Genomic DNA, 18,125 nt, shown 5'->3' with positions numbered 1-18,125 from the left:
GCTCTTCAGCGCCGATGGTAGTTGGGGGTTTCCCCCTGTGAGAGTAGGACGCCGCCAAGCCATTTTAAAGATCAGCCATCCGGCTGGTCTTTTTTGATTTGAAAATAGATATTTTGATTTAAAGGTCAGCATAGGAGCTGGTCTTTTTTGTTTAGGTTGAAATAATATGAGAAATGAATAAGCAGGTAGTGATGAAATAAGCAAATTTTTTGAGGAGAGAAAGCTTAAGTAGCGAAACATTCAGGTTTTATAATGACTTGTTTAGGGTATTTAAGTAAGATATTTTAACTTTCATGTTCAATGGGGTATGTAACTACATATAATTTGGAGAAAATGGATAATACAGAAAGAAAGTGCGTTTAAGTTGCAAAATGCATTTTTCATTGTATAATAATAGTCAAATATAGTCAAAGTCAGATTGGAGGAGGCTGAGTGAGAAACATATCTGATGTTATCGAAACTTATTTGAAGCAAGTACTGGAAATAAGTCAAAAAGATATCTTAGAGATTAAAAGAAGTGAAATAGCAGATAAATTTCAGTGTGTTCCTTCTCAAATCAATTACGTAATCAATACAAGGTTTACAATCGAGAGAGGTTACGTTGTAGAGAGTAAGCGCGGCGGCGGCGGGTATATACGCATCATGAAAGTGGAGTCGCAGGATTACGTGCATCTTATTAACCAATTATTATCGCTTATTGGTACTAGGGTAACTCAATCCATGGCTGAAGGGGTGATTACCCGGCTTATGAATGAGGAAGTCATTAATGAGAGAGAAGCAAAAATTATGATGAGCGTCATTGATAGATCGGTGATTTATATCGACCTGCCTGACCGCGATGAGCTTAGAGCAAGAATTTTAACTGCGATGCTTACGACTTTAAAATATAAATGAAACGGGCAGAGGTGATGAACGATGATTTGCCAGGAATGTCATCAAAGACCTGCTACCCTACACTTCACGAAAATCATTAATGGAAAAAAGACTGAAGTCATGATTTGTGAGAAATGTGCTCAGGAAAAAGGTGAGATTTTCATGGATGCAGGAGGGCATGGTTTTTCAATAAATAATTTATTAGCAGGATTGTTGAATATGGAGTCGAATATTCAACAGACAAAGGCAAATGCATTTCCTAAAACAGAAGAGAGGCGTTGCCCGCATTGTCATCGATCCTATAAAGAATTTGTCCACATTGGAAAGTTTGGTTGTGCCGAATGTTATAAAACGTTCAATGAACAGTTAAACCCGATTTTAAAGAGGGTGCATAGCGGCAATACGGCACATATAGGGAAAATTCCAAAAAGGATTGGTGGCACGATATATCTTAGAAAACAAATATTGGATTTAAAAGAGGTTTTAAAGATTCACATTAATCAAGAAGAGTTCGAGAAAGCGGCAGAGGTAAGGGATAAGATTCGTTCTCTTGAAAAAAGGTATGAAGCACTAGAGGGAGGCGAGGAATTATGAGCTTGGAAAAGTTTGTAGAAAACGCCTTGAGTTCCTGGATGAGTGCCGAAGGGCCGGAGATCGATATTGTATTGAGTTCCAGGATTCGGTTGGCCAGGAACTTCGAAGACTTTACCTTTCCAACCTCCTTTTCTAATGATGAAGCTAAAAAAATCATTGAATTGGTTAAAAAAAGAATTGAAGAGGAAGTAACTCCGGAGATTGGTAAACTGGAACTGCTAGAGATTGACCAATTACAGCCACTGGAAAAACGTGTTCTCGTTGAAAAACATTTAATCAGTCCTCACTTAGTTGAGGAAACAGCAAAGAGTGCTTGTCTTCTTTCGGAAAATGAAGAAATTAGTATCATGATTAACGAGGAGGATCATCTCCGTATTCAGTGTTTAATGTCGGGGCTGCAATTAAAGGAAACTTTAAAGATTGCAAATGTTCTTGACGATTGGATTGAAGAATCCATAGACTATGCATATGATGAAGAAAGAGGATACCTAACTAGCTGTCCAACTAATGTGGGAACAGGTTTAAGGGCGTCCGTCATGATGCATCTGCCGGGCCTGGTCCTTACACAGCAGATGAATAATATCATACCGGCCATCAATCAATTGGGGCTGGTGGTACGAGGGATTTATGGAGAGGGCAGTCAAGCGTTAGGGAATATCTTTCAAATCTCGAATCAAATTACTCTTGGAAAGTCGGAAAGAGATATTGTTGAAGATCTAACAAGTGTAGTGCAACAAATCATTGCCCAGGAACGGTCTGCAAGGGGTGCATTAGTGAGGACCTCTCACATACAATTAGAAGATAGAATATTTCGTTCATATGGGATATTGTCCAATGCTCGAATCATTGAGACAAAGGAAGCAGCTACCTGTATTTCCGATGTTAGGTTAGGTATTGATCTTGGGTATATAAAAAATATTTCCAAAAGCATTCTTAATGAGTTGATGATTTTGACACAATCGGGATTTTTACAAAAGTACGCAGGTGGCCCTTTAAAATCCCACGAAAGAGATATCCGTAGAGCAGCACTCATTCGAGAACGCTTGAATTTCACGGAATCTTCCTCCTCATAGAGGTCATTACCTCGGAGGAGTACCTATATTCAAGTAATAGATGTGAAGCAAGACCCTGCCATTACTTATAGAATTGTCAGAAACCTAATTCAAAACGAAAATTCTTAAGGAGGAATTCCCTATGATGTTTGGTCGTTTTACTGAAAGAGCCCAGAAAGTATTAGCATTAGCCCAAGAAGAGGCAATCCGTTTAGGACATAATAATATCGGCACGGAACATATTTTACTAGGCTTGGTCCGGGAAGGTGACGGCATTGCAGCCAAAGCGTTATTTGCTCTTGGGTTGGGGCCGGATAAAATACAGAAAGAAGTAGAAAATTTGATCGGCCGTGGACAGGATACAGCTCAAACGATACATTATACTCCAAGAGCCAAGAAAGTAATTGAGCTTTCCATGGATGAGGCTAGAAAATTAGGTCATTCATATGTTGGAACAGAGCATGTACTACTAGGTTTGATACGAGAAGGGGAAGGTGTAGCCGCCCGCGTATTGAATAATCTGGGAGTAAGCTTGAATAAAGCTCGTCAACAAGTATTACAGCTTTTGGGCAGCAATGAATCAGGTGGTCATCAAGGTTCAGCAGCCTCCAATGCAAGCACGCCAACACTCGATGGCCTTGCCCGTGACTTAACGGCGATCGCTCGGGAAGGAAGCCTGGATCCAGTAATCGGAAGAGGTAAGGAAATACAGCGTGTCATAGAGGTATTAAGCCGTCGTACAAAGAATAACCCAGTATTAATTGGTGAACCTGGGGTAGGTAAAACAGCCATCGCTGAAGGTCTTGCCCAACAGATCATCAATAATGAGGTACCTGAAATCCTGCGTGATAAACGCGTAATGACACTTGATATGGGTACTGTTGTGGCTGGTACGAAATACCGGGGTGAATTTGAGGACCGATTGAAGAAAGTAATGGACGAAATTCGTCAGGCAGGCAACATTATCCTATTCATCGATGAATTGCACACATTGATTGGTGCTGGTGGTGCAGAGGGTGCCATCGATGCTTCCAATATCCTTAAACCATCATTGGCACGTGGTGAATTACAATGTATCGGTGCAACGACTTTGGATGAGTATCGTAAGTATATAGAAAAAGATGCCGCGCTTGAACGCCGTTTCCAGCCAATCCAAGTTGATGAACCGACAATGAAAGAATCGATTCAAATTTTGAAGGGTTTACGCGACCGTTATGAAGCCCATCACAGAGTATCAATTACGGACGAAGCGATTGATGCAGCAGTCAAGTTATCTGATCGTTACATTTCCGATCGGTTTTTACCGGATAAAGCCATTGATTTGATTGATGAAGCTGGATCAAAAGTTCGGTTACGTTCTTACACAACGCCACCAAACCTAAAGGAACTTGAAGTGAAGCTAGATGATGTTCGTAAGGAAAAGGATGCCTCCGTTCAGAGCCAGGAATTTGAAAAGGCTGCTTCGCTTCGCGATACTGAACAACGCTTAAGAGAACAATTGGAAGAAACGAAAAAGACTTGGAAAGAAAAACAAGGGCAAGAGAACAGTGAAGTTACTGTGGATGATATTGCACATGTCGTGTCCAGCTGGACGGGAGTTCCAGTCACTAAACTGGCGCAAACAGAGTCCGATAAACTGCTTAATATGGAATCCATTCTCCACGATCGAGTAATTGGGCAAGAAGAGGCTGTCATTGCGGTTTCTAAAGCAGTACGACGTGCAAGAGCAGGCTTGAAGGATCCTAAACGTCCAATTGGTTCTTTCATCTTCTTGGGGCCTACAGGGGTTGGTAAAACCGAGCTTGCCCGTGCTTTGGCTGAATCCATCTTTGGTGATGAAGATGCTATGATCCGTATTGATATGTCCGAATATATGGAGAAGCATTCGACTTCACGTCTTGTTGGTTCCCCTCCAGGATATGTTGGATACGAAGAAGGCGGACAGTTAACGGAAAAAGTGCGGAGGAAACCATATTCGGTCGTTCTGCTTGATGAAATTGAAAAGGCACATCCAGATGTCTTCAATATTCTTCTGCAAGTATTGGAGGACGGAAGACTTACAGATTCCAAGGGGCGTACTGTAGATTTCAGGAATACCATTCTGATTATGACATCGAATGTAGGGGCATCAGCCTTAAAAATTGATAAATATGTTGGCTTTAATATCCAGGATACTGGTCAGGACTACAAAAATATGAAAGGGAAAGTGATGGAAGAACTTAAACGTGCATTCCGTCCGGAATTCCTCAATCGTATTGATGAAACGATTGTGTTCCACTCATTAGAGAAGGATCATTTAAAACAAATCGTTACATTAATGTCCAATCAACTGACTACCCGCCTGAAAGAACAGGAAATATACTTGGAGCTGACAGATGCGGCTAGAGAAAAAATTGCTACGGAAGGTTTTGATCCTGAATATGGGGCACGACCAATCCGCAGGGCGCTTCAAAAACATGTGGAAGATTATCTCTCCGAAGAATTGCTTAAGGGTAACGTGAAAAAAGGGCAAACGGTCGTGATGGATGTTGTGAATAATGAGTTTGCAATCCGCCAAGGCGAGCCTGTTAACGTAAGTGAATAACCTGTTTCTAAACTCCGAGGTACACGCAGATCTTTTTGCAGTGTACCTCTGTTTTTTATCCATAGGTAGAGTTGAGTATATAAGAGAAATGGTACAGTGATTATTTTTTTAAAAAAACTTAGCCTTTAGAAGGTTTAAATAAAACAAAGATCTAATATCCTTAATATAGGTATTTTTTTCAAAGAAAGAGGAGTAATTATGGCTGTAAAGAAGAAAACCAAATTTATGTGTCAGTCTTGTGGATATGAGTCCGCTAAATGGATGGGGAAATGCCCAGGGTGCGGTGAATGGAACAAGATGGTCGAGGAAACTGAAATCGTTAAACCTGCTAGAAAAGGTGCTTTTACACATTCAGAGGTTAGAGGTTCCGGAGAACGAGAGAAGGCTGCACCTATAACTACCATTCAATCTGAAAAGGAACCCCGGATCAAGACGGATTTAATGGAATTGAATCGTGCTCTTGGGGGAGGGATTGTGCAAGGATCACTTGTATTGATTGGAGGCGATCCGGGTATCGGTAAATCCACCCTGCTTTTGCAAGTATCTTCCCAATTGGCACATAAACAGAAAAAAGTGCTTTATATATCAGGGGAAGAATCAGTCAAGCAAACTAAATTGAGAGCGGACCGGCTGGGGACCATGTCAGAAAACTTATTCGTGTATGCGGAAACGGATATGGACTATATCCAACAGGCGATCACAGAGGTAAAACCAGATTTGGTCATTATTGATTCCATTCAAACGGTGTACCATTCGGAGGTTACATCTGCGCCAGGAAGTGTTTCGCAAGTTCGGGAATGCACAGCCTCGCTCATGCGCATTGCCAAAACGAATGGGGTTGCGATCTTTATCGTCGGCCACGTTACAAAGGAAGGCGCGATTGCTGGGCCACGGCTGCTTGAGCATATGGTTGATACCGTTTTATATTTTGAAGGAGAAAGACACCATACATATCGAATTATACGTGCGGTCAAAAATCGCTTTGGTTCGACGAATGAGATGGGTATTTTTGAAATGAAGGAACATGGTTTGGAAGAAGTTGCGAATCCATCGGAAATTTTCCTTGAAGAACGGTCGCAAGGAGCTTCAGGTTCCACCGTTGTTGCATCCATGGAAGGAACGAGACCGGTGCTAGTCGAAATTCAAGCATTGATTTCACCTACGAGTTTTGGCAATCCAAGGCGAATGGCCACAGGGATTGACCATAATCGGGTTTCGCTCTTAATGGCAGTTTTGGAAAAAAGAGTGGGCTTGCTGCTCCAAAATCAAGATGCATATTTAAAGGTTGCTGGTGGTGTCAAGCTGGATGAACCGGCCATTGATCTGGCTGTCGCAATCAGCATTGCTTCGAGCTTCCGTGATAAGCCAACAAACCCTACCGATTGTATCATTGGTGAAGTGGGGCTGACTGGTGAGGTAAGAAGGGTGTCGCGAATTGAACAAAGAGTGCAGGAAGCAGCAAAACTAGGGTTTGAGCGGGTTATAATACCTGCTAATAATATAGGGGGATGGACCGCGCCAAAAGGGATTAAGATCGTCGGTGTGTCATCGGTTTCGGAGGCTCTTCAACATTCATTAGGGGGTTAAGTATGACAGATAAAAAAGGGTATGAGAAAACAAAATTGGAGATATTGCAAATTGTTGCTCCGGGTACCCCGCTTCGGGAGGGTATTGAAAATGTCTTGAGGGCCAATACGGGCGGTTTGATAGTGGTCGGATATAACGAGAAGGTTCGAACGATTGTGGATGGCGGCTTCCAAATCAACTGTAACTGTACCCCAAGTACATTGTATGAGCTGGCGAAGATGGACGGAGCGATCATTTTAAATGAAACAGCCGATACAATCATTTTCGCCAATGCCCAATTGGTGCCGGATAATAGTACACCTTCCACTGAAACGGGAATGCGCCATCGGACCGCGGAACGTGTAGCAAGGGAGACCAAGTCGTTGGTCATTGCAATCTCACAACGACGGAATGTCATCACTTTATATCAAGGCAATTTCCGGTATGCCCTCAAAGATATAGGAGTCATACTTGCTAAGGCTAATCTGGCCATTCAGACCTTGGAAAAATATAAGGTGGTTCTACAGCAGAGCATATCAGTATTAGGAGCACTGGAGTTTGAGGAAATCGTGACGTATGCCGACCTTTTGCAGGTATTTCATCGATATGTAATGGTGCTTAGGATCAAGGCGGAGCTACTGACCTACCTTAATGAGCTTGGTACGGAAGGAAGGCTGATCCGTTTGCAAATGAATGAAATCCTGGCAGATATTGAAACGGAGGGGAAATGGCTTATCAAGGATTATACCTCCAGTAATGATGAAAAACCCGAGGAAATCATTTTTCGGCTTCAAGAGTTGGCCATGCAGGAAAAACTGGACGAAAGCATACTTCTAAAGGTGCTGGGCTATCACGGATACATACACCTTGATGAGCCAATACATCCCCGTGGCTATCGTATTCTTCATAAAATCCCTCGCTTGCCGGGTTTGATCATCGAAAATTTAGTGAAACAGTTCGGAAGCTTTAGTGAAGTCAATAAAGCTACGGTTGAAAATCTTGACGATGTAGAGGGGATTGGTGAAGTTCGCGCTAATAAAATTAAAGAAGGACTCCGTATTTTAAAAAATCAGCTGGTCACAAATAGAAGGATGTAATGTGCAAAGGTCCTTCAAAATTATCCTAATTCAGTGTGAAATTGAATAGTGTTTATTTTTGACACTCAAAACTCAGGGTGCTAGGCTAATATTACGAAAAAGAGAAGAAGTCATATTTGTAAATCCACTAATTCCTTAAGTGAATTTCACGTATATAATGAAAACGAATTTTCGAAGGTTTCATTTTTTTTTATTGGTCAATAATGAGTAGAGGGAGGTGAAAGGGATGTTAAAACGCATTATACAAGCATGCTTCTTAATAGTCGGTGGAACACTTGGTATGTTACTCATTCCAGAATTATTAATTGTATTACATGCAGATGATATTGCTTTAATAAACAATCCTTATGTAAGTGTACTGTTGGGTGCCATTATCTTTTATCTTATTACTTTTTGGGCAGTAGATCATGTGATCTATTTTATGAAGTGGCTGGAGGAACAGCTTGTTAAGATACCAATTACGGACATAATCTTTGGAAGCGTGGGTCTTTTAGTGGGATTGCTTGCGGCGTTCTTGGTTGGCTCCGCCTTCAGTGCCATCAGGGTTCCTATTTTAAATACAGTGGTTCCGATCATCCTTACGCTTTTATTCGGTTATCTTGGTTTCCAGGTTGGCTTTAAAAAACGTGATGAGCTATTGAATTTATTTACGAAAAATAATAAGAAAAAAAATTCCGATGGTGAAGCAAGTGAAGAGGATGAAGAAGGTTATGACAAGCGGCTGAAGATTCTCGATACAAGCGTCATCATTGACGGAAGAATCGCGGATATTTGTCAGACAGGCTTTCTAGAAGGCACCATAGTTATCCCTCAATTCGTTTTAAACGAACTTCAGCACATTGCCGATTCTTCAGATGCTTTAAAAAGGAATCGTGGAAGACGCGGTTTGGATATCTTGAATCGAATTCAAAAAGACCTGCCGATTAAAGTGGAGATGTACGAGGGAGATTTTGACGACATTCAGGAAGTGGACAGTAAACTAGTGAAGCTGGCCAAAATATCGGGCGGAATGGTCGTTACAAATGATTTCAATTTAAACAAAGTATGCGAGTTTCAAAATGTGGCGGTGCTTAATATCAATGATCTTGCCAATGCCGTTAAACCTGTTGTACTTCCTGGGGAAGAGATGAATGTTCAAGTCATTAAGGACGGGAAAGAGCAGAACCAAGGCATCGCTTATTTAGACGATGGTACAATGATCGTTGTCGAGGGTGGCCGTGACCATATTGGAAAACGCATCGATGTACTTGTCACAAGTGTACTGCAAACTTCTGCAGGCAGAATGATATTCGCTAAACCGAAACTATTAGAGAAAGCATTATAAATAGAAAAAGCATTATAAAGAGTAGGAGAAACCGTTATGTTTTATGAAGTCGTGATACCTGCAGCTGGACAAGGGAAAAGAATGAAGGCAGGCAAGAATAAACTTTTTATTGAACTTTCGGGCATCCCGATTATTGTTTATACACTTCGTGTCTTTGAAGAAGATCCTGACTGTCGGGGGATTATCCTTTCGATTAACCCGGCAGAAAAGGATTATTTCGAACAATTGATAGCAATGTATGAGTTTAAGAAGGTCAAGGAACTCGTTATGGGTGGCAAGGAGCGTCAACAAAGCGTTTATAATGGCTTGCAATGTGCAAGAGAAAAAATCATCCTGGTCCACGACGGAGCTCGCCCTTTTATCAATCAAGGGCAAATCAGTGAATTGACTGCTGCTGCTTCCATACATGGAGGAGCCGTCATCGCAGTGCCAGTTAAGGATACGATTAAAAAAGCGACCGACAAAAAGGTATTGGAAACGGTGGAACGATCAAGCTTGTGGGCGATACAAACTCCACAAGCTTTTCGTCTATCCATATTAAAAAGGGCGTATGAAATGGCTGAGGCAGAAGCATTTTTGGGGACGGATGATGCAAGTTTGCTAGAACGGATCAATGAACAGGTAGTTATTATTGAGGGCAATTATGATAATATTAAAATTACGACTCAGGAAGATCTTTATTTTGCAGAAGCGATTTTACATAAGCAACATGGAAAACGATGATTGGGGAGAATGATATGTTTCGAATTGGACAAGGATATGACGTTCATCAGCTTGTAGAGGGAAGACCATTGATCATTGGCGGAATTACAATTCCGTATGAGAAAGGTTTGCTAGGTCATTCGGATGCGGATGTGCTTTTACATACTGTTGCCGATGCTTGTTTGGGGGCAATTGGTGCAGGGGATATCGGTAAACATTTTCCGGATACGGATCCGGAATTTAAAGATGCCGATTCGGCAAAACTGCTTCAGTATATTTGGGCGATTGTAAAAAAAGAGGGATATACCCTAGGCAATGCAGATTGTACAATCATTGCACAAAGCCCGAAAATGGCACCGTATATTGAGGACATGCGAGTCAGGATTGCAGAACTTTTAGATGCCTCGGTAGATAGGATCAATGTAAAGGCGACCACTACGGAGAAACTTGGATTTACAGGACGAAGCGAAGGAATCGCGGCACAGGCTGTAGTCTTATTGGTTAAATCAAACTAAATTCGTTTTTAGAGTGGATGCCTTTAATCCAATGTATATAAATGATAAAATGAACAATAGAAAAGAACGACTGGGAGGTCTATATATATCATGAGCAGCGATATTCGAGTTCGCTATGCACCGAGTCCGACTGGACATTTACATATAGGAAATGCACGGACGGCTTTATTTAATTACTTATACGCACGAAACAAAGGCGGTAAATTCATCATCCGTATTGAAGATACCGACCAAAAGAGAAATATTGAAGGCGGCGAAGAAAGTCAGCTGAAATATTTAAAATGGCTTGGTATGGATTGGGATGAAGGTGTCGATGTAGGCGGTGAATATGGGCCATATCGTCAGTCTGAAAGAAACGACCTATATCAGGGTTTGCATCAAGAGCTTTTAGATAAGGGCTTGGCTTATAAATGCTATTGTACGGAAGAAGAGCTTGAAGCTGAACGTGAAGGACAGGTCGAGCGTAATGAAACACCAAAATATTCAGGGAAGTGCAAGCATTTAACTGAAGAGGAGCAAGCGAAACTAGTGGCTGAAGGAAGAAAGCCTAGCATTCGTTTTGCTGTTCCAGCTGGGAAAGTCCTTACTTTCAAAGATATGGTTAAGGATGACGTTTCGTTTGATACAGATGGCTTTGGTGATTTTGTTATCGTGAAAAAAGATGGCATCCCAACTTATAACTTTGCAGTTGCTGTCGATGACCACCTGATGAAGATTTCCCATGTCCTTCGTGGGGACGACCATATTTCCAATACTCCAAAGCAAATGATGATTTATGAAGCATTCGGCTGGGAGCCGCCGGTTTTCGGTCATATGACGCTGATCGTAAACGAAAGCAGGAAGAAACTGAGTAAACGTGATGAATCAATCATTCAATTCATTGAGCAATATGAAGAGCTTGGTTATTTACCTGAAGCTTTATTCAATTTCATTACATTACTAGGTTGGTCTCCGGTCGGAGAGGAAGAGATTTTCACAAAAGAAGAGTTCATTAATCTTTTCGATGCTGATCGATTGTCTAAATCGCCTGCACTTTTCGATAAGCAAAAGCTTACATGGATGAATAACCAATACCTGAAGCAATTGGACGTGGATCGCGCAGTCGAATTGTCAATGCCTCACTTAATTAAGGCTGGAAAGGTTTCTGAGACACTAACTGCTGAAGAAGCAGAGTGGGTACATGGCCTTGTTTCCCTTTATCAAGAGCAGATGAGCTACGGAGCGGAAATTGTTGAGCTGTCTGAACTGTTTTTCAAGGATGAGGTCCAATTCGAACCAGAAGCGAAGGAAGTCCTGGCTGAGGAACAAGTGCCGGAAGTCATGAAAGCTTTCCTTCAGGAAATCGAAGGGCTTGAAGAATTTAAATCAGATGAAATCAAGAAGTCGATTAAAGCGGTACAAAAAAGCACAGGCCATAAAGGGAAAAAATTATTCATGCCGATTCGGGCAGCCGTCACGGGTCAAACACATGGTCCTGATTTGCCTAAGGCGATCTCATTACTGGGCAAGGAAAAAATTAAACAGCGTATTCAGAGTATTTTATATTAACAATTTGTCGAAAATGTAATATAGTATTTAATAATCTTAGAAAAGAACGCGTAGATGGGGAGAAGTAAGTAAACGAAGCTTTTTAGAGAGAACCATAACCTGCTGAAAGTGGTTCAAGCCTCTCGTTTTCTGAAATGCACCCTTGAGTCCTTTGCTGAACTAACCGATAGTAGGCAAAGGCGGAATGTCCTCCGTTACAGGGATTAAAGTTGGGGATGGAAAAACAGGGAAAGCTTTACCTGCTTCATACATCCCAAACAGAGTGGAACCGCGCTTAAAGCGTCTCTGTCTATATGGACAGAGACGCTTTTTTATATGCTTTAAAGCTTTAAAAGGGGTGTTAGAAAAAGACAGAGCATAGGGGGGAATCATCTTGTTAAAGATGTTTAAAGAGGATATCGAAGTGGTTTTTGATCAAGACCCTGCAGCGCGCAGTTATTTGGAAGTCATTTTGACGTATGCGGGATTACATGCGATTTGGAGTCATAGGATGGCTCACGCACTATTTAAGAAGAAGTTTTTTTTCTTAGCGAGAAGTATATCTCAAGTCAGTCGTTTTTTTACCGGGATTGAAATACATCCAGGAGCTACGATTGGCCGCCGTTTCTTCATTGATCATGGAATGGGGATCGTCATTGGCGAAACGTGCGAGATTGGTGATAATGTCTCTGTCTTTCAAGGTGTAACCCTTGGAGGGACAGGAAAGGAAAAGGGAAAACGCCATCCTACGATAAAGGATAATGTGTTGATTGCAACAGGAGCGAAAGTTCTGGGTTCCATTACCGTTGGTGAGAACTCAAAAATCGGTGCAGGCTCGGTCGTTTTAAAGGAAGTGCCACCTAATTCCACAGTGGTGGGCATTCCAGGAAAAGTGGTCATTCAAGATGGTATCAAAATCAAAAAAGACCTAAATCATTCAGATCTTCCTGATCCAATCGCTGATCGTTTAAAGGAAATGGATAGTGAAATCAGGGCCTTAAAAACGAGGTTGGCTGAGCAGAAGCAGGAAGAAAGGAGTTTATAATATGGCAATTAAAATATATAACACAGCAACAAGAAAAAAGGAAACCTTTGTCCCGATGGAAGAGGGAAAGGTGAAGATGTACGTATGTGGTCCCACTGTCTATAATTACATTCATATTGGTAATGCCAGACCGGCAATCGTATTTGATACCGTTCGCAGGTATCTGGATTACCGTGGGTATGAAGTTCAATTCGTTTCGAATTTTACAGATGTAGATGATAAACTGATTCGTGCGGCAAAAGAATTGGGGGAAGATGTCCCGACAATATCAGAACGTTTCATCAAGGCTTATTTTGAAGACGTGTCTGCCTTGGGCTGCAAAAAAGCTGATGCTCACCCAACCGTAATGGAGAACATGGATGCTATCATTGAATTCATCTCGGCATTAATTGAAAAAGGATTCGCTTATGAATCTGAAGGGGATGTGTACTACCGTACTCGTAAATTTGAGGGGTATGGCAAACTGTCACATCAGTCCATCGATGAGTTGAGAGTCGGGGCTAGGATTGAAATTGGGGAGAAGAAACAAGATGCCCTTGATTTTGCTCTTTGGAAAGCGGCTAAGGATGATGAAATATCATGGGAGAGCCCATGGGGTAAGGGACGTCCTGGTTGGCATATTGAATGCTCCGCAATGGTCAAAAAGTATTTGGGTGATACTATCGATATTCATGCAGGAGGTCAAGATCTAGCTTTCCCGCATCATGAAAATGAAATTGCACAATCTGAAGCATTGACAGGTAAGTCCTTTGCGAATTATTGGATGCATAATGGGTATATAAATATTGACAATGAAAAAATGTCTAAGTCGTTAGGGAATTTCGTTCTTGTGCATGACATCATACAGAAGCATGATCCGCAAGTGTTACGCTTCTTTATGTTATCCGTACATTACCGTCATCCCATCAATTATAGTGAAGAAGTGCTTGAAAATATAAAAGCGGCACTTGAGCGGTTAAAGACATCTTATCAAAACTTAAAGCATCGCCTTCAATTAAGCGATGGTTTGACTGAAAATAATGATGTTTGGCTTTCGAAGGTTAATGATTTACATGAACAGTTCATTCAGGAAATGGATGATGATTTCAACACAGCTAATGCGATATCCATACTCTTTGAACTGTCCAAGCAAGCAAATTATTACTTAATGGAGAAAAATACAGACAAGGAAGTCATCGAAGCTTTCCTTGAGAAATTCAATACCTTATTTACTGTCCTCGGTTTGTCCCTGGAAGAAGAGGGGCTATTGGATGAAGAAATTGAAGGCTTGATCCAGCAGAGAATTCAAGCGCGGAAAGACCGCAATTTTGGGTTATCTGATGAAATTCGTGATCGCTTGAAAAACATGAATATCATATTAGAGGATACCCCTCAAGGTACAAGATGGAAAAGAGGGTAATTAATGCTTCATTACGATAGTAAGATAGATGCAAAAATGCTGAACAGTCTTGCTTTAGCTTATATAGGGGATGCCGTATACGAAACGTATATCCGGCATCACCTCATTCAAAAAGGAGCGGTCAAGCCCAATCTTCTTCACAAAAAAGCTACATCATTTGTAGCGGCTAAAGCACAAAATAAAGTCATCCATTTTTTTCTCGAATCAGAATGGTTATCGGAAGAGGAAACCGCTGTCGTTCGGCGGGGCAGAAATGCGAAATCCGGTTCGGTACCGAAGAATACAGATGTGCAAACGTATCGCTATAGTACAGCCTTCGAGGCACTTATGGGCTTTTTGTATTTATCCGGTCGAATAGAAAGAATGGAAGAACTCATTAAAAAATCTATTGAATACATTGAAGAAGAAAAGGGGAGTAACCCATGAGCGAAGAATATATCATTGGCAGAAACCCCGTATTGGAAGCTCTTCGCTCCGAACGGGAAGTTAATAAAATTTGGATAGCGGAGGGCTCTCAAAAAGGCTCGATGCAACCACTAATCGGTCTGGCGAAGGAAAAGAAGGTATTCGTGCAGATCGTACCGAAGAAAAAAATTGACCAAATGGCAGAAGGTATCCATCAAGGCGTTGTTGCACAAGTGGCTGCTTATGAATATGTCGAATTGGATGATTTATTTGCAAAAGCTGCGGAACGAGATGAAGCACCTTTTTTCATGATCCTTGATGAAATTGAAGATCCGCATAATTTAGGTTCGATCATGAGAACGGCGGATGCTGTAGGGGCCCATGGGATCATCATCCCGAAAAGAAGAGCGGTGGGCTTAACGGCAACTGTGGCTAAAGCTTCAACAGGTGCAATAGAGTATATTCCGGTTGCTCGCGTTACAAACTTGGCAAGAGCGGTGGAAGAGCTGAAAGAGCGCGGAGTATGGATAGTCGGAACAGATGCAAAAGGCAGTGATGATTACCGTAACATGGACGGTAAGATGCCGATTGGACTTGTTATCGGTAGTGAAGGAAAAGGTATGGCCCGGTTAATGAAGGAAAAATGCGATTTTCTCATCCGTCTCCCTATGGCAGGACAAGTCACTTCGTTAAATGCATCGGTAGCAGCCAGTTTATTGATGTATGAGGTTTATAGAAAAAGAAATCCTTTAGGACAATGATGGGATGAATATTCTGTTGGTGGACGGTTATAACATTATTGGAGCCTGGCCGGAACTGAGAGAATTAAAAGAACGGGACCTTGCTGCTGCAAGAGATCGGTTGATTGAAATGATGGCGGAATATCAAGCATTTACCGGATACCGCGTAATTGTCGTATTTGACGCTCAATATGTTCAGGGAATTGCCCGTATATTCAAAAATCACAACGTTGATGTAATTTTTACAAAAGAAAATGAAACGGCGGATGAGAGAATAGAAAAGATGGCCATTGAACTGAATAACGTCAAAACACAGATTCAAGTGGCAACCTCTGACTTCACGGAACAGTGGGTGATCTTTGGTCAAGGGGCTCTAAGGAAATCTGCTCGCGAACTGCTTATAGAAATGGTAGAAATTCAAGGGGAAATCAAGAAAGATGTAAGAAAAACAACGACGATAAAACCTGCAGCAAAAATTCCGCTAAGTGAAGAAGTGGCAGAAATTTTCGAAAAATGGCGTCGGGGGAAGATTTGAACCATTGACGGGTAAATTTTACCTGCTGTATAATATTTCTATCTGAGTCAGGTCAGGGGGATTTAATGTGGGTCTCAAATTCGGAATGAAACTGAACGAAAAATATCTGCAGTTTGATGATGATGAATTGATAGGGTTGGTACACACCGGAGACAGCGAAGCGCTGGATTTTCTGATCCAAAAGTATCGTAATTTTGTTAGGGCAAAGGCAAGGACTTATTTCTTAATTGGTGCAGATAAAGAAGACATCGTGCAAGAAGGTATGATTGGTTTATATAAAGCCGTCCGTGATTTTAAAGGAGATAAGTTATCTTCTTTTAAAGCATTTGCAGAACTATGCATTACGAGGCAGATCATTACAGCTATTAAAACGGCTACACGTCAAAAGCATATTCCGCTCAATTCCTATGTTTCCCTGGACAAGCCCATTTATGATGAGGAATCGGACCGAACTCTTATGGATATTATATCGGGTACGAAAGTTTTGGACCCGGAAGAGCTGATTATCAACAAAGAAGAGTTTGACGATATCGAATTAAAAATGGCCGAGCTCCTGAGTGATCTTGAGAGAAAAGTGTTAGCTCTTTACTTGGATGGCCAAACCTACCAAGAAATTTCGGAAGAGTTGAACCGGCATGTTAAGTCAATCGATAACGCCCTTCAGCGGGTGAAAAGAAAACTCGAGCGCTATCTGGAAGTAAGGGAAATCAGTTTATAATCCCTCCGCTTTTTCCGCTTAATTTCATCTGTCCCTTCTCCACTTGGAAGTTTATTATTATTCACTAAGATTTTTTAAATGGATGTTAAGAAACCGGAATTTCTTATTTCCAATATCCATAAAGGGGCAAAGCCTGCTTTGATATTGACAATAAAAGACAGCCGTGATAAGGTTTTATGGATATAGTAGATAGGATAGGTGTATCTAATGCGAAAAAAAATCGTTCTTGCCTGCATAGATTGCGGTTCAAGAAATTATAGTTACGAAAGCAAACAATCAACAAGCGGCGAACGCCTGGAAATCAAGAAGTTTTGCAGTACTTGCAACGCACACGCGATCCATAAAGAAACGAAATAACCGTTTTATAAATAGATTGACAGAAGCTGTCTAATGCTTGGAGGATACATTCATGAAACGTTTTACCGAATTTTTCAGCGGAGTCGCTCGCGAAATGCAAAAAGTAAGCTGGCCAAAACGCAAGGAGCTTACCAAATATACAATCGTGGTAGTAACGACTGTATTGTTTATGGCTTTATTCTTTACAGTGGTCGATTTGGGCATTTCCGAATTAATTCGCTTAGTTATTGAATAAGAGATTCGAAAATAAGGTATAATAGTGATAGAATAATATGTGTCAGCAGAAAAGCCCGGAAACGGGTTTTTTAATTTGTCTTTTTTAAGAAGTGAAGAAGTTCAAAATCGTGCCACTGCTGTAATATGAATCATCACTATATATTCTAGTTAAGTCGAGATGACGCGGAATTGGTTTTTTGGCTAAAACGTTCAAAGATAAAGATTAATAAAGAAACTGATTGATTGCGGGGAGGGAAGGACGTTAAAGTCCTAACACATGGAAAAGAATTGGTATGTAGTTCACACCTATTCAGGTTATGAGAACAAGGTTAAGGCTAACTTGGAAAAACGTGTTGAAACAATGGGGATGGAAGACAAGATCTTTCGAGTCGTAGTTCCAGAAGAAGAAGAAACAGAAATGAAAGACGGCAAAAAGAAAGTAACCAAAAAGAAAGTGTTTCCGGGTTATGTATTGGTTGAGATCATCATGACGGATGATTCTTGGTATGTTGTCCGGAATACACCTGGCGTAACAGGTTTCGTAGGTTCATCTGGAGCTGGGTCTAAACCGACTGCATTGCTACCGGAAGAAATTGAAGTCGTTCTTAAACGAATGGGTGTCGATGAAAGCAAAATCGAAGTTGATTTTGAAATCGGAGATACTGTTCAGGTTAAAGAAGGGCCGTTTGCAACCTTTGCAGGACCGATTGAAGAACTTGATAAAGATAAAGGTAAAGTAAGGGTCCTAGTCAATATGTTCGGTCGTGATACACCGGTAGAACTTGATTTTAATCAAGTGGAAAAATTATAAACGGAAAAAAACTTGAAATTGCCATTTGAAAGTGGTAAAATTTCAAAGGTCAGTATGTTTCAATT

General features: G+C 41.2%; 19 protein-coding genes and 1 other annotated feature. All 19 genes read left to right on the top strand.

What is annotated here, in order from left to right; all coding sequences use genetic code 11:
* The first annotated feature begins 432 nt into the window (after positions 1-432).
* The 19 genes from ACFWE9_RS10150 to nusG all read left to right on the top strand — a co-directional run bounded on the left by ACFWE9_RS10150 (position 433) and on the right by nusG (position 18,060).
* Positions 433-894, top strand: coding sequence for a CtsR family transcriptional regulator (locus ACFWE9_RS10150; protein ID WP_230161761.1), 462 nt, complete (start codon positions 433-435; stop codon positions 892-894).
* 21 nt (positions 895-915) lie between these two features.
* Positions 916-1,467, top strand: a complete 552-nt coding sequence (gene mcsA / locus ACFWE9_RS10145; protein ID WP_230161759.1) for a protein-arginine kinase activator protein McsA — start codon at positions 916-918, stop codon at positions 1,465-1,467.
* On the top strand, positions 1,464-2,540 hold the full coding sequence (gene mcsB, locus ACFWE9_RS10140; protein ID WP_230161758.1) for a protein-arginine kinase McsB: 1,077 nt from the start codon (positions 1,464-1,466) through the stop codon (positions 2,538-2,540). The genes mcsA and mcsB overlap by 4 nt, the downstream gene beginning before the upstream one ends.
* A 121-nt stretch (positions 2,541-2,661) precedes the next feature.
* Positions 2,662-5,103: an ATP-dependent protease ATP-binding subunit ClpC gene (gene clpC / locus ACFWE9_RS10135; protein WP_377356623.1), complete on the top strand. Its 2,442-nt coding sequence runs from the start codon at positions 2,662-2,664 to the stop codon at positions 5,101-5,103.
* 198 nt (positions 5,104-5,301) lie between these two features.
* Positions 5,302-6,690, top strand: coding sequence for a DNA repair protein RadA (gene radA, locus ACFWE9_RS10130; protein WP_230161754.1), 1,389 nt, complete (start codon positions 5,302-5,304; stop codon positions 6,688-6,690).
* A gap of 2 nt (positions 6,691-6,692) precedes the next feature.
* Positions 6,693-7,766 carry a DNA integrity scanning diadenylate cyclase DisA gene (disA, locus tag ACFWE9_RS10125; RefSeq protein WP_230161752.1) on the top strand — a complete coding sequence of 358 codons (1,074 nt, stop codon included), beginning with the start codon at positions 6,693-6,695 and terminating at the stop codon, positions 7,764-7,766.
* A 226-nt stretch (positions 7,767-7,992) separates the two neighbouring features.
* Positions 7,993-9,090 (top strand): PIN/TRAM domain-containing protein, encoded by a 1,098-nt coding sequence (locus ACFWE9_RS10120; RefSeq protein WP_230161750.1) that lies wholly within the window; start codon positions 7,993-7,995, stop codon positions 9,088-9,090.
* A 36-nt stretch (positions 9,091-9,126) separates the two neighbouring features.
* Positions 9,127-9,813 carry a 2-C-methyl-D-erythritol 4-phosphate cytidylyltransferase gene (ispD, locus tag ACFWE9_RS10115; RefSeq protein WP_230161748.1) on the top strand — a complete coding sequence of 229 codons (687 nt, stop codon included), beginning with the start codon at positions 9,127-9,129 and terminating at the stop codon, positions 9,811-9,813.
* 14 nt (positions 9,814-9,827) lie between these two features.
* Positions 9,828-10,307: a 2-C-methyl-D-erythritol 2,4-cyclodiphosphate synthase gene (gene ispF / locus ACFWE9_RS10110; protein ID WP_230161746.1), complete on the top strand. Its 480-nt coding sequence runs from the start codon at positions 9,828-9,830 to the stop codon at positions 10,305-10,307.
* A gap of 90 nt (positions 10,308-10,397) precedes the next feature.
* Entirely contained in the window at positions 10,398-11,855 is a 1,458-nt protein-coding gene (gene gltX, locus ACFWE9_RS10105) for a glutamate--tRNA ligase (RefSeq protein ID WP_377356620.1), read from the top strand.
* Between the two features lie 42 nt (positions 11,856-11,897).
* Positions 11,898-12,145, top strand: a binding site (T-box leader).
* A gap of 83 nt (positions 12,146-12,228) precedes the next feature.
* Complete coding sequence (gene cysE / locus ACFWE9_RS10100) at positions 12,229-12,879, top strand: serine O-acetyltransferase (RefSeq protein WP_230161742.1); 651 nt, start codon at positions 12,229-12,231, stop codon at positions 12,877-12,879.
* Position 12,880: 1 nt separating this feature from the next.
* Positions 12,881-14,278, top strand: coding sequence for a cysteine--tRNA ligase (gene cysS / locus ACFWE9_RS10095; RefSeq protein ID WP_230161740.1), 1,398 nt, complete (start codon positions 12,881-12,883; stop codon positions 14,276-14,278).
* Between the two features lie 3 nt (positions 14,279-14,281).
* Positions 14,282-14,704, top strand: coding sequence for a Mini-ribonuclease 3 (locus tag ACFWE9_RS10090; protein ID WP_230161738.1), 423 nt, complete (start codon positions 14,282-14,284; stop codon positions 14,702-14,704).
* The gene (gene rlmB / locus ACFWE9_RS10085) at positions 14,701-15,444 is read left to right on the top strand and encodes a 23S rRNA (guanosine(2251)-2'-O)-methyltransferase RlmB (protein ID WP_230161736.1); all 744 of its coding nucleotides are present in this window, start codon (positions 14,701-14,703) and stop codon (positions 15,442-15,444) included. Before ACFWE9_RS10090 ends, rlmB begins: the two co-directional genes overlap by 4 nt.
* A gap of 4 nt (positions 15,445-15,448) precedes the next feature.
* Positions 15,449-15,958, top strand: coding sequence for an NYN domain-containing protein (locus ACFWE9_RS10080; protein ID WP_230161734.1), 510 nt, complete (start codon positions 15,449-15,451; stop codon positions 15,956-15,958).
* Between the two features lie 85 nt (positions 15,959-16,043).
* Positions 16,044-16,676: an RNA polymerase sporulation sigma factor SigH gene (gene sigH, locus ACFWE9_RS10075; RefSeq protein WP_230161765.1), complete on the top strand. Its 633-nt coding sequence runs from the start codon at positions 16,044-16,046 to the stop codon at positions 16,674-16,676.
* Between the two features lie 207 nt (positions 16,677-16,883).
* Positions 16,884-17,033 (top strand): 50S ribosomal protein L33, encoded by a 150-nt coding sequence (gene rpmG, locus ACFWE9_RS10070; protein WP_230161732.1) that lies wholly within the window; start codon positions 16,884-16,886, stop codon positions 17,031-17,033.
* 52 nt (positions 17,034-17,085) lie between these two features.
* Positions 17,086-17,268: a preprotein translocase subunit SecE gene (secE, locus tag ACFWE9_RS10065; RefSeq protein WP_214751063.1), complete on the top strand. Its 183-nt coding sequence runs from the start codon at positions 17,086-17,088 to the stop codon at positions 17,266-17,268.
* A 258-nt stretch (positions 17,269-17,526) separates the two neighbouring features.
* Positions 17,527-18,060 (top strand): transcription termination/antitermination protein NusG, encoded by a 534-nt coding sequence (nusG, locus tag ACFWE9_RS10060; RefSeq protein ID WP_230161730.1) that lies wholly within the window; start codon positions 17,527-17,529, stop codon positions 18,058-18,060.
* The last annotated feature ends 65 nt before the right edge of the window (positions 18,061-18,125 follow it).

The organism is Peribacillus sp. NPDC060253, from assembly GCF_042727425.1.
Lineage (GTDB): Bacteria > Bacillota > Bacilli > Bacillales > DSM-1321 > Peribacillus.
Note: the sequence above shows the minus strand (reverse complement) of the source record. Positions and strands in the feature narration are given on the sequence as shown.